Source organism: Serratia sp. CY71090 (genome assembly GCF_052166845.1).
Lineage (GTDB): Bacteria > Pseudomonadota > Gammaproteobacteria > Enterobacterales > Enterobacteriaceae > Serratia > Serratia nematodiphila.
This window is the reverse complement of sequence record NZ_JBJNOA010000007.1, coordinates 139654-152166: the sequence shown is the minus strand read 5'-3', so window position 1 is coordinate 152166 and position 12513 is coordinate 139654. Positions and strand designations below refer to the sequence as shown.

Sequence of the window (12513 nt, the reverse complement as noted above, 5' to 3'; positions counted from 1 at the left end):
GCAGCGAATAACGTTAGGTTAACGCCCGGCGCTTGCCGCCGGGCTGAAGGGTTAGCGTCGGTCTTTCAGGCTGGCGCCGTTGCTGTGGATCACATCGCGGTACCAGTAGAAACTCTTCTTGCGGCGGCGCTCGAGGCTGCCGTTGCCGGCATCGTCCCTGTCGACGTGAATGAAGCCGTAGCGCTTCGACATTTCGGCCTTCGAAGCGCTGACCAGATCGATCGGCCCCCAGCTGGTGTAGCCCATCACCTCGACGCCGTCGTCGATCGCTTCCGCCACCTGCACCAGATGATCATTGAGGTAGTTGATGCGGTAATCGTCGTTGATGCTGCCGTCGGCCTCGACGCGGTCTTTGGCGCCCAATCCATTTTCGACGATGAACAGCGGTTTCTGATAGCGGTCGTACAACACGTTGAGCAGGTAGCGCAGCCCGATCGGGTCGATTTGCCATCCCCACTCCGAGCTGGCCAGATGCGGGTTCGGCACCATATCGAGAATGTTGCCGCGCGCCGTCTCATACTGCTCCGGGTCGGCGGTGACACAGCCGCTCATATAATAGCTGAACGAGATGAAATCGATGGTTTCACGCAGCGTTCGCCGATCTTCCTCGGTGATCGCCACCTCAATGCCGTTTTCACGGAAGAAGCGTTGCATATAGGCCGGGTAATAGCCGCGCGCCTGCACGTCGCCGAAGAACAGCCAGTCGCGGTTTTGCCGCTGGGTTTCCAGCAGATCTTCCGGCTTGCAGCTCAGCGGATACAGAATGCCGCCCAGCAGCATGTTGCCGATTTTGCCCTCCGGCACGATCTCGTGACAGGCCTTCACCGCTTTGGCGCTGGCCACCAGCTGATGGTGGATCGCCTGATAGATGGCGCTCTTGTCGCTCTCCGGCGGCAGACCGACGCCGGTGAAAGGCGCGTGCAGCGACATGTTGATCTCGTTGAAGGTCAGCCAGTGTTTGACCTTGTGCTTGTAACGTTCGAACACCGTGCGCGCGTAGCGCTCGAAGAAGTCGATGGTGCGCCGATCGCCCCAGCCGCCGTAGCGTTTCACCAGGCCGTAAGGCATTTCATAGTGCGACAGCGTGATCAGCGGCTGAATGTCGTACTTCGCCATCTCGTCGAACAGCCGATCGTAAAACGCCAGCCCGGCTTCGTTCGGCGTCTCTTCGTCGCCCTGCGGGAAAATGCGCGTCCAGGCGATCGAGGTGCGCAGGCATTTGAAGCCCATCTCGGCGAACAGCGCGATGTCTTCCGGATAGCGATGATAGAAATCGATCGCCACGTCCTTGATGCCGCTGTCGCCCGCCGTACGCGGCGTGATGGCGCCGAAGATGCCCTGCGGCTGCAGATCGGAAGTCGACAGCCCCTTGCCGTCGGCCTGATACGCGCCTTCAACCTGGTTCGCCGCTACCGCGCCGCCCCACAGAAAATGTTGCGGAAACTTGCCGTTCATCGCTTGCTCCTCAATTAGCGTAATAAAGTCAGCAGCGGCGCCTGTTCCTGCACCGGAGACAGGCCGCTGGTCAACACGTCCACGTAATCATCGCTGTTGCTGATGATGATCGGCGTGGTGGTGTCATAGCCGGCGGCTTGGATCGCCGCCTGGTCGAACTCGATCAGCAGATCGCCCGGGGCGACCCGCTCGCCTTCCCGCACGTGGGCGGTGAAATGCGCCCCGTCCAGCTTCACGGTATCGATGCCGACGTGAATAAGAATCTCCGCGCCGTCGTCCGATTCGATGCCGATGGCGTGTTTGGTTTTGAACAGCGACGCCACGCTGCCGCTCACCGGCGCCACCACGCGCCCCTGCTGCGGCGCGATCGCCACGCCTTTCCCCAGCAGACCGCTGGCGAAGGTCGCGTCGTTCACCTGATCCAGCGGCACGATGTCGCCGGCGATCGGGCTGAGGATCGCCTGTTTGCGGTTGAGCGGCGCGGCGGCTTCAGGCTGTGCGGCGGCCTCTTCCGCCGGCGCGACGCCGAACAGATAGCTGGCCAGCGCGGCGAACACGAACGACAGCAGGGTGCCGCCGATCGCGCCCCATACCGTGGCGTCGATGCCGCCGCCGGGGATGATCTGCGCGAAGGTGAACACGCTCACCAAGCCGAACGAGTAGACCGAGGTATGGAAGTAGCCGATCACCGCGCCGCCCAGCGCGCCGCCGATGCAGCCGAAGATGAATGGGCGTTTGTTCGGCAGCGTGACGCCATACACCGCCGGCTCGGTGATGCCGAAAATGCCGGCGCCGATGGCTGAAGCGGACAGCGCCCGCAGTTTGGCGTCGCGAGTGCGCAGCATCACGCCCAGCGTGGCGCCGACCTGCCCCATCACCGCCGGCAACAGCAGCGGCACCATGGTGTCGCGCCCCAGCACGCTCAGGTTGTTGATCATCAACGGCACCAATCCCCAATGCAGGCCGAAGATCACGCACACCTGCCACATCGCCCCCATAAAGGCGCCGGCGATGATCGGGTTAAAGGCGTAAATGCTCTGATAGCCGTTGGCCAGCAGGTGGCTGAGCCAGGTTGCCGCCGGGCCGATCAGCAGGAAGGTCAACGGCACAGTGATCGCCAGGCACAGCAGCGGCGTGATGAAATTGCGCAGCGCACTGTGGATCACCCGGTTACACAGCGGCTCCAGGCGGCAGGACACCCAGGCCGCGAAGATGATCGGGATCACCGACGAGCTGTAGTTGATGAAGGTCAGCGGAATGCCGAAGAAATACTCGCGCACCGCGCCCGGCTGCTGCGCCGCTTCGAAGGCCGCTATCATCAGCGGGTGCGTCAACGCGCCGCCGATCGCCATGGTGACGAACGGGTTGCCGCCGAATTTTTTCCCGGCGGTGTAGCCGAGCATGATCGGGAAGAAGTAGAACAGCGCGTCGCTGGCGGCGAACAGCATTTTGAAGGTGCCGCCGCTCTCCAGCAGCCAGCCGCAGGCCAGGCTCAGCGCCAGGAAGCCTTTCAGGATCCCCGAAGCGGCCATCACCCCGAGCAGCGGGGTAAAAATGCCGGACACCAGATCGATGAAGCGGCTGAGCAGGTTGTCTTTTTTGCCGCCCGCGTCGTCGCTCGGCGCGCCTTCGGCCAACCCGCCGACCCGATTGACCGCGTCGAACACCTCCGCCACGTGGTTGCCCACCACCACCTGGAACTGACCGCCGCTCTCCACCACCATGATAACGCCCGGATTTTTCTTCAGCGCTGCCGCGTTGGCGCGACTGTCGTCGCGCAGCTTGAAACGCAGGCGGGTAGCGCAATGCACCAGGCTTTTCACATTGTCGCGGCCACCGACGCCGGCCAAAATCTCACTGGCTAATGTGTCATATTTCATACTGTTATCCTTAGACTTCGCGTTCTGCCGCTCCCCGCCCCGCACTGGCCTGGCGCTGAGGCGAAATTCGGCGCAAAAAAAAACCTAAACCTCGCGGCCTCTGCCCCATCGGGGAACAGAAACGCGAGGTTTAGGTTTTGCCTGCCTTAGCAGTAACAACCCTAAATCGGTTGAGTTATGACGTTAACACCGCGGATTTTGCCGGGGCAAGCCTTTGCGTCGGCAAATTGCCGAACTGTGATCGGGCGGGCAAAACCGACCTGAGGTATCAAATAAGGCCTGTCGCCCTCTATCGGCTTCAGCACAGCAGTGATATATCGCGCAGGCGGAATAGAGAGGGGGCGGAATATCGCCCGCCTCAGGCCCAAAAAACATAAGATTAACTAACCAAATAATTCACTATCAAGCGAAAGCAAAGCGCTCGTCCATCCACTGTCAATCCCCGCTTTTTTAGTCACAATCGGCAATCAATAAGGCAAATAGATCGCCAAGCTTGATTGCACATCGTTAACATTCCACGATATTCACCTGCGCAAAAATCACCATGCGCAATTGATAATGGTGAAAGAAACATCAGAATGACTAATTAAAACGACTGGACAAAAGTCACGCGGGCGATTATTACTGGTCAACACGTAATCGATTGTAAGGATGACAGCGACCATGACGTTGCGGACTGAGTTGGGACGGATTCTGATCACCGGCGCCGGCGGCCGGGTAGCCACGGCGTTTCGCCAGGCGATGGGCAATCGCTACGCGCTGCGGTTGGCGGAAAGGGATGTCAGCCTGCTGCACGATCTGCAGCCCGGCGACGAAGTCATCAGCTTCAACATCGCCGATCTCGACGCCTGCCGCGCGGCCTGCGCCAATATCGACACCGTGTTGCACCTGGCGGCCGATCCCTCCCCCGATGCCGACTTTTGCGGTTCGTTGATGGACAACAACATTCTCGGCACTTTCAATATCTTCCGCGCGGCGAAAGACGCCGGCTGCCGCCGGGTGGTGTTCGCCAGCAGCGCGCAGGCGGTGGAAGGCTATCCGCTCGATTACCAAATCCGCCCGGATGACGCGCCGAAACCGAAAAACCTGTACGGCGCCAGCAAGGCGTTCGGCGAAGGCATCGCCGCCTACTTCGCCCATCAGGAAGGGCTTTCCGCCCTGTCGGTGCGCATCGCCAACTTCACCACCCTCAGCCCAGGCGATCGGCTCAGCGCCCGCGACATGAGCGCGTTTCTCAGCCATCGCGACGCCGCCGATCTGCTGGAGCGCTGCATTCGTGTCGAAGGGGTGCAATATGCGGTGGTGCACGGGGTTTCCAATAACCGCTACACGCGTTTATCGCTGGAAGAGACCCGTCACCTGCTCGGCTACGCCCCGCAGGACGATGCGTTCAGCCTGCTCGGCTTTGAGTGAGCGCGGCGGGGAATCCCGCCGCACGCTGTCGTTTTTAACCGTTGGCGTAGGCCACTTTTTCGGCCTGACGGTGGGTGAACAGCACCAGCAACAGCGCCAATCCGGCAATAATCGCCCCCATCACCGGCACGAAGCTGTATCCCAGCCCGGCGGAGACTACCGCGCCACCGGCGGCGGCGCCCAGCGCATTGCCCAGGTTAAAGGCGCCGATGTTGACCGAAGACGACAGCCCCGGCGCTTCACTGGCGACACGCATCACGCGCATCTGCAGCGGCGGCACCACGGCAAAGGTCGCCGCGCCCCAAATCACCATGCTGACTGCGGCGCCGATTTCACTGCGCGCCAGGAACGGGATCACCAGCATAATGACCACCAGCAGCAGCAAGAAACCCTTCAGCGTCGCGCTCTCGGAGCGGTCGGCGAATTTACCGCCCAGGTAGTTGCCGATGGAGAAACCGACGCCGATCAACACCAGCATGACCGTCACGAACAGCGGCGTCGCATCGGTGATGTGCTGCAACACCGGCGAGATATAGGTATAGAGCGTGAACATCGCGCCCGCGCCCAGCACGGTCGTCAGCAAGGCGGACAGCACCTGCGGGCGCACCAACACCGACAGCTCGCGTTTCACATCAGGGCGTGCGCCGGCGCTGCCTTTCGGCAACGAGAACCACAGCCCCAGCATGGCGATCACGCCCAGCCCGGCCGTCGCCAGGAACGACATGCGCCAGCCGATGGTTTCACCCAGCCAGGTCGCGGCCGGCACCCCGCCGATATTGGCGATGGTCAGGCCCATAAACATGGTCGCCACGGCGCTGGCCTGTTTCTCTTTCGGCACCACGCTGGCGGCCACCACTGAACCGAGGCCAAAGAACGCGCCGTGGTTCAGGCTGGTGATGATGCGCGACAGCATCAGGGTGGTGTAGTCAGGCGCAACCGCCGACAGCACGTTACCCAGGGTAAAGATCGCCATCAGGAAGATCAGCGCGCTTCTGCGCGCCCGGTGAGAAAGCAGCAACGTCATCAGCGGTGCGCCGACCATCACGCCAACGGCGTAGGCGCTGATCAACATGCCGGCCATCGGGATGGAGACGTCCACCCCTTTGGCGATGGTCGGCAGCAACCCCATCGGGGAAAACTCGGTCGTGCCGATGCCGAACGCCCCCACCGCCAGGGCTAATAAGGGAAAGTTAATTTTCATTCAACAACTCCGGTTAACCGCTGCCGAAGCGCGGGAAAGTTAAGATGCCAAAAGTATGACATTGATCACACCAAAGATAAGCAGGCGGGAGGCTAAAAGACTTTTGCGATTTTGTTAAAAATCGTGGGGAAAAACAGCAGCCGACTCTATCTCAACCACGCGCCGACAGGCAATAGCCGCCGTCGCCCGAGCGCACATCGGGTTCATTCCCGCCGCCTGCGGCAAGCCGGCGACTTCCGTAACTATTGAACACAGAGCAAAAGTGTTTTGTTATTGTGCGCGTTTTTAGAATTAAACGACGAAATATAATGGCCTCAGTAAAACATCAATACCCTACGGCCCCATTCACACAGAGGGAAGCGCCATGCTTTTTGACTCGTATTCTTTAAACGGTTTATCGCTGAACAATCGCATCGTCATGCCGCCCATGACCCGCTCTCGGGCCGGCGCCGGCGACGTCGCCACCGACATGATGGCTGAATATTATGCCCAGCGCGCCAGCGCCGGGCTGATCGTCAGCGAAGGCACGCAGATTAGCCAGCAAGGCCAGGGTTATGCCTGGACGCCCGGCATTTACACCCCGGAACACATCGCCGGTTGGAAAAAAGTCACCGACGCCGTACATCAGGCCGGCGGCAAGATCTTCGCGCAGCTTTGGCACGTCGGCCGCGTGTCGCATACCATTCTACAGCCTGGCCACGCCGCGCCGGTCTCCTCCTCCGCCATCCAGGCCGATGGGGTCAAGGTATTTGTGGATGTCGAAGGCCGCGGGCCGGAACATGGCGTGGGTGAAATGGTGCAACACTCCGCACCGCGCGCCTTAACGCGGGAAGAAATTCCGGCGATCGTCAACGACTACGCCCAGGCGGCCCGCAACGCCATCGCCGCCGGTTTCGACGGCGTAGAGCTGCACGGCGCGAATGGCTATCTGATCAATCAGTTTATCGACTCGCGGGAAAACCAGCGCGACGACGAATACGGCGGTTCACTGCAAAATCGCCTGCGTTTCCTGCGGGAAGTGGCGCAGGCGGTAGCGGACGCCATCGGCAAAGAGAAACTGGGCGTGCGCCTGGCGCCGCTGACCACCCTGATGGGCTCGCAGGACGATACCCCGGAAGCCACCTATCTGGCGGCGGCCAGCGTACTGAACGATATCGGCGCCGCTTACATTCACATCGCCGAAGCGGACTGGGATGACGCCCCGGTGATGCCGGCGGCGTTCAAAGAATCACTGCGCCTGATTTTCCGCGGCACGCTGATTTACTCGGGCAAATACACGCGTGAACGCGCTGAAGAAGCGCTGGCCAAAGGCTGGGCGGATCTGATCGGCTTCGGCCGCCCGTTCATCGCCAACCCGGATCTGCCTCACCGCCTGCAACACGGGCTGGCGCTGAATGCGCCCATTAAAGAGAAATTTTTCGGCGGCAGCCGTGAAGGCTACACCGATTACCCGGCGATCGGGTAACGATCGCCGACAACGCCGGCTCAAGCCGGCGTTATTTTTTCTGTGCTTCGATCCAGTCAAGAAATTGCATCATTCTGTCGCTAAAATCCGCGTCATTCGCCTCCGCTGCCGCGTGCGCTAACCAATAGTCCATTTCATCGCGCTGCTCTGCATAAAGCGCCAACAGCTGATCGGCATAGTCGGTTAGCGTTATCGGCCAGAACGGGCTCCCCTCGGCGCGCAACATATTGGTGGCGCGGATCAGCTTTCTGGCCGCTTCGCGCTTTAAGCGCCTCTCATCCGATACCGTCCTTGCCTGCAGCAGTTGCTCCCGATAACGCGCCAACGCGGGCCGTAAATCAGCATTGACCGCCAGCGCGATGCGCCGATCGGGACGAAACAGCGAAAAAGCGGCGGACACGTCTTCGCCCCACAGGCATCGGCAGTGATGCTTCAGCCAAAATCCCCAGGAATCGTGATGCTCCGGCGCCAACGCTTCATCAACGCTGCCGATGTCAAAGTCGACCTTGCTCACGATCCGCTGCTCCAGCTGAAAGGCTTGCCGCCACGCCTCAAGGCGCTGCAACGCCCCGCTATCGGCCGGCTTGATGAGCAACAGCGTGATGTCCAGATCGGACACGCCGGGAAGGGCTTCGCCGCGCGCGACGCTGCCGTAGAGGTAAATGCTGTGGATGAGCGCCGGGAATTGGCGCGGCAGCCCCGCCGTCAGCGCCTCCAGCAGCGGGATAAAGGCCTGCTGCAGCGGAAATGCCGTCACCGTGGGAATCAACGCCACCTCATCCCCTCCCGCTGCGCACTTTGCCCGCGCGCAGTTCGATGTTCCGCTGCAGTTCGCGCAGCCCGCCGGCCAGGAAGCAGGCTTCCGCCAGCACGAACAGCGGGCCGATGATAAGGCCCGTCACGTCGTCCATAAACGCCGGTTTTCGCCCCTCCCAGAAATGCCCGACAAACTGAAACAGCCAGCCGATGACGAAGCCGCCGATGCCGATGCTCAACCACGCCGCCGTCGACAGCGACGCCACCCAGGCGCCGAACACGAGGCACAGCAGCAGCAACGCCAGCATCATGATGCCAAGGCGCAGGTTCAGCCGCAGGTAATAGAGCGCCGAGACGATAACCGCCGCGCAGGCCGGCGAAAATGGCAGCCCTCCCGCGCCCCACGCCGGCCGGGAGAGCAGCGCCAGCAGGCTGATGACGATCAGGGGGATACCGATAAAATGCGTGGCGATATTGCGCGCATCGCGGTGATAGGCGGCATAAGCGGCAAGGTGATCTTCCAGACTTCGCATGTTGACCTCCGGTATGTGCGGCCTTCGTCGCCGAACGCGCGCAGCCGCATGCGGCTGCCCTTACCCATAGCTTAGCGCGGGATCACCAATACCGGTTGACCGATCTCATCCAGCAGGCCACGCGTGACGGAAGCGTTCAGCCAGCGCCCCAACGAAGACAGGTGGCGGTGCGAGATGATCAACAGATCGCAGTTGAACAGCGCCATCTGTTCCGGGATCACCTCGATGGGCGACCCCGCGGCCAGCAAGCCCTGGGCATTGAAGCCCTGCTGTTTCAGCGCCCGCGTCACCTGCCCGACCTGCTTTTCCGCCAGCGCTTCTTCCCGTTGGGCGGCGGGATACTCCTCGCGCTCATCGCTGTCGAAACGCAGGCCGCTGCGGCTGAGCGTGAAGGCATTGTCCACCACCGTCAGCACAATTACGCCGCCGATGCTGCCTTGCAGGCGCGCCATAAATTCCAGGGCGTTGCCGCTGTGTTCAAAGCAGTCCACCGCCAATAACACTCTCTCAATCATAACCATCCTCACTCGCCCGAGTTAAATCGCGCCCTTGAAATTGGCTTCGCCCTTTTTCCAATAACCTTTGGCAAACAAGGCGGCGCGGGAAATGCCCATTTCGTTGATAAAACGCGCCTTCAGATAGGCGGCGACCTGGTGCTCGCAGGCCAACCACACCTGTCCTTCGCCGGCCGGCAGCTCGCAATGGCTGACGGCCTGCACCAGCGGGCTGTTCATCACGCTGTCGAAATGTCGGGTGCGGATTTGCCAGCTGTTCACCTGCAAAAAGGAGCAATCGACGTCCTGGATCTCCTGCGCATCGCCCACCTCGGCGAACCACAGCACCGGCAACGGGGCGGAGAGCGAGGCGAGAATAGTGCGCATGGCGGGCAGCGCGGTCTCATCACCCAGCAACAGCAGCCAGCGAGTTTGCGGCAACAGCCGAAAGCCGCCGGAGCAAGGGCCGGCGAACCCCAGCTTGTCGCCCGGCATCGCGTCGCGCGCCCAGTTCGACGCCGGACCTTCGCCGTGCAGCACCATGTCGATATCGAAGGTGCGAGCGAGTTTGTCGATGCCGCTCAGGGTGTAGGCCCGCCCGGCCAGCGTATCGCGCCACGGGAAGAACACCTTGACCCAGCTGGCCGGCTCCTGCGCGCGCGGATCGGCGATAAACTTATCCACATCGTCGCCGCTCAACGTGATGCGCCTGATCCGAGCGGTGACTTGCCGCACGGCGCTCACCCGGGCCTCCCGTTTGCGGCGGGTGTCCCTTTCCAGCATCTCGTCGACAATCTTATTCAGCGTGTTGTGCATCAGCCTTCTCCTGTGGCGCCGCAGACGGGTAGGTGAGTTCCCAGCCGCCGCCCAGCGCTCGATAGATATTCACCACGGCGATCGCCGTCTCCTCCTCTGAAACAATTTGTGCGGACTGCAGATCCAGCAGCGCGCGCTGCGTGCTCAGAACGTGGATAAAATCGCTGGCGCCGTTCAGATAGCTGTCGCGCGCCAGCGCAAACGCGTGCCGGTTGGCGGCCAGCGCCTCGGCCAGGTGCGTCTGGCGGCGCTGTTGGGCGCGATAGCCGGAAAGCGCGTCGTCGATCTCGTGCCAGGCGCGCAGCACCGTTTGCTGGTAGGCGATGGCCATTTCCTGCTGGCGATATTCGCTCAGGCGCACCCGCTGGGTGATTTTCCCTCCGTCGAACAGCGGCAGATACAAAACGGGGCCGATGGCGAAGGTATGCGTGGACCAGCTGCCCATATCCGACAAGGCCAATGCCTGGTAGCCCGCGTTGCCGGTCAGCGTGATGCGCGGGTAGTAGTCGGCGGTGGCGACGCCGATCTCGGCGGTCGCCTGATGCAAACGCGCCGCCGCTTCGCGAATATCCGGCCTGCGCAGCGCCAGATCCGACGGCACCCCCATCGGCACCGCGCGCGCCAGCGTCGGCAGCGGCCCCGGCGGCGACAGCATCGCGTTCAGCGCGCCCGGCCGCTCGCCCAACAACAGGCCGATGGCGTTAATCAGCCGTTCTTGCCGGTCGGCCAACGTCGGCAGCAGGGCATCCACCTGCGCCAACTGCACCTGCGCCTGATCGATATCCAGTTCGTTGCCCGCGCCGCTTTGATAGCGGCTTTGCGTCAGCTGCAGCGTGCGCAGCGCCGTGGCGCGGTTTTCCTGCGCCACCGCCAGCTGCTGCTGCGTGGCGCGCAGGCGCAGATAGTTGCTCGCCATCTCCGCCGTCACCGACGTCAGCAGCGCGCGTCGATTCTCCTGCGAAGCGGCAAAGCCGGCGCGCGCGTTTTCCGAGGCGCGGCGCAGCTTGCCCCACATGTCCAGCTCCCAGGCGGCGCTGAAACCGCCGCGCCAGAGGTTGTAATCCGCCTCTCCGCCGTTGCCGGACGGATCCATGCTGCCCACCGAGGTGGCGCGCTGGCGCTGATAGGCGCCGTCCAGGCTCAGATCCGGCATCAGCGCCGCCTCTGTCGCGCCCAGCAGGGCGCGGCTCTGCTGCAGGCGCGCCGTGGCGAGCTGCAGATCCAGGTTGCCGGCCGCCACGCGCTGCACCAGCTGCGACAGCGGCGCATCGTTGAATATCGACCACCAGGCCACCGGCAGCGCCCCGCCGCCGGCCTGCTCACCCCAGCTCTCGGGCAGCGCGCTCTGCGGCCGAGCGTAGTCCGGCCCTACCGCCCGGCAGCCGCTCAGCGCCATCAACAGCAGCGGGATCACGGCTCTGTTCATTGCAGGCCTCCGTCAAGCGTATTGATGCTGACGTCCGCAGACATGCCAACGCGCAGGGCGCTCAACAAGGCGGCATGCTCTTTGTTGATATCAAATACAATTTTCACCGGGATGCGCTGCACGATCTTGGTGAAGTTGCCGGTGGCGTTCTCCGGCGCCACGGCCGCGAAGCTGACGCCGGAAGCCGGCGCGATGCTGTCCACCTGCCCTTTCAGCGTTTGGCCGGGAAAGGTATCGATATGGATGTCTACCGACTGCCCGTGCGCAATGTTTTCCAGCTGGGTTTCCTGGTAGTTGGCGATGATGTACAGCTTGTCCTGCGGCACGATGGCCAGCAGCGCATCGCCCGGTTTGACGAACTCCCCGACCCGCAGGCTTTTCTTGCCAATCACGCCGCCGATCGGTGCGGTGATGCGGGTGTAAGACAGGTTCAGTTCGGCCATCGCTTTCTTGGCCTGCGCCAGCATCAGCTCGGCATCGCTGTCCGCCAGCTTGGCCTGCAGCACCTGCTCCATGTTTCGCGCCGCTTTGAGCGTCGCCTCCGCCTGCGCCACGTTGGCGGAAAGCGTGTGCACGCGCGTTGTCGCCTGCTGCGCCGCCTGCTGCGACCCCGCGCCGCTGCTGGCCATTCTCTGGTAGCGGTTCTGCTCCTGGCGCGCAAACGCCAGCTCCGCCTGCGCCGCCTGCCGCTCCGCCAGCGCGGCGGCGATCAGCGCGCTCTGCCGGGTGAGGTTGGCCCTGGCGTCGTCCTGCCGGGCGCGGGCGGATTGTTCCTGCGCCGTCGCCTGCGCAAGGGCAACGTTGAATTCACGCGGGTCGATCACCGCCAGCAACTCCCCCTGTTTAACCCACTGGTTGTCCCTGACCAACACCTGCGCAATTTCACCGGCAATCTGCGGAGAAATACGCGAGATATCGGCGCGAATATAGGCGTCGTTGGTATTCTGCTGTGTCTCTTTAATAAAAAACTTATTCATTAATAACCCCAGCGTAATGGCGGTAACCGCCAATACGGCAATGGCGACTTTCTTGTTAGCCATAAAAGTGACTCCACTTAATATTTATTTCTGATGA

11 protein-coding genes are annotated in these 12513 nt (G+C 62.2%); 2 read left to right on the top strand and 9 right to left on the bottom strand.

The genetic code is table 11. The annotated features are described in order from the left end of the window. Nucleotides 1-51: 51 nt before the first annotated feature. Complete coding sequence (locus ACJ8OK_RS14815; RefSeq protein WP_033631456.1) at nt 52-1455, bottom strand: glycoside hydrolase family 1 protein; 1404 nt, start codon at nt 1453-1455, stop codon at nt 52-54. A 14-nt stretch (nt 1456-1469) separates the two neighbouring features. Beyond that, the gene (gene bglF, locus ACJ8OK_RS14810; RefSeq protein WP_442530659.1) at nt 1470-3335 is read right to left on the bottom strand and encodes a PTS beta-glucoside transporter subunit IIABC; all 1866 of its coding nucleotides are present in this window, start codon (nt 3333-3335) and stop codon (nt 1470-1472) included. 663 nt (nt 3336-3998) lie between these two features. On the opposite strand from bglF, the gene ACJ8OK_RS14805 reads away from it, so the two are divergent. Next, complete coding sequence (locus ACJ8OK_RS14805) at nt 3999-4748, top strand: NAD-dependent epimerase/dehydratase family protein (RefSeq protein WP_135637698.1); 750 nt, start codon at nt 3999-4001, stop codon at nt 4746-4748. A 34-nt stretch (nt 4749-4782) separates the two neighbouring features. Here ACJ8OK_RS14805 and ACJ8OK_RS14800 read toward each other — a convergent pair whose 3' ends face one another. Continuing rightward, nucleotides 4783-5949 (bottom strand): MFS transporter, encoded by a 1167-nt coding sequence (locus ACJ8OK_RS14800; protein WP_033645072.1) that lies wholly within the window; start codon nt 5947-5949, stop codon nt 4783-4785. A gap of 364 nt (nt 5950-6313) precedes the next feature. Between ACJ8OK_RS14800 and ACJ8OK_RS14795 the strand changes: the two genes are divergently transcribed. Continuing rightward, complete coding sequence (locus tag ACJ8OK_RS14795) at nt 6314-7414, top strand: alkene reductase (RefSeq protein WP_004934091.1); 1101 nt, start codon at nt 6314-6316, stop codon at nt 7412-7414. Between the two features lie 31 nt (nt 7415-7445). Here ACJ8OK_RS14795 and ACJ8OK_RS14790 read toward each other — a convergent pair whose 3' ends face one another. From ACJ8OK_RS14790 to ACJ8OK_RS14765, 6 genes are all read right to left on the bottom strand, one after another. After that, nucleotides 7446-8189: a nucleotidyltransferase domain-containing protein gene (locus ACJ8OK_RS14790; RefSeq protein ID WP_235363069.1), complete on the bottom strand. Its 744-nt coding sequence runs from the start codon at nt 8187-8189 to the stop codon at nt 7446-7448. Between the two features lies 1 nt (nt 8190). Continuing rightward, nucleotides 8191-8703, bottom strand: a complete 513-nt coding sequence (locus ACJ8OK_RS14785) for an Mpo1 family 2-hydroxy fatty acid dioxygenase (RefSeq protein WP_033631450.1) — start codon at nt 8701-8703, stop codon at nt 8191-8193. A 71-nt stretch (nt 8704-8774) separates the two neighbouring features. Further along, on the bottom strand, nt 8775-9218 hold the full coding sequence (locus ACJ8OK_RS14780) for a universal stress protein (RefSeq protein ID WP_015376224.1): 444 nt from the start codon (nt 9216-9218) through the stop codon (nt 8775-8777). A 21-nt stretch (nt 9219-9239) separates the two neighbouring features. Then, complete coding sequence (locus ACJ8OK_RS14775) at nt 9240-10013, bottom strand: siderophore-interacting protein (RefSeq protein ID WP_004934080.1); 774 nt, start codon at nt 10011-10013, stop codon at nt 9240-9242. After that, nucleotides 9994-11439, bottom strand: coding sequence for an efflux transporter outer membrane subunit (locus ACJ8OK_RS14770; RefSeq protein WP_442530658.1), 1446 nt, complete (start codon nt 11437-11439; stop codon nt 9994-9996). The genes ACJ8OK_RS14775 and ACJ8OK_RS14770 overlap by 20 nt, the downstream gene beginning before the upstream one ends. Beyond that, nucleotides 11436-12479 carry an HlyD family secretion protein gene (locus tag ACJ8OK_RS14765; protein WP_135637694.1) on the bottom strand — a complete coding sequence of 348 codons (1044 nt, stop codon included), beginning with the start codon at nt 12477-12479 and terminating at the stop codon, nt 11436-11438. Before ACJ8OK_RS14765 ends, ACJ8OK_RS14770 begins: the two co-directional genes overlap by 4 nt. Nucleotides 12480-12513 lie beyond the last annotated feature (34 nt).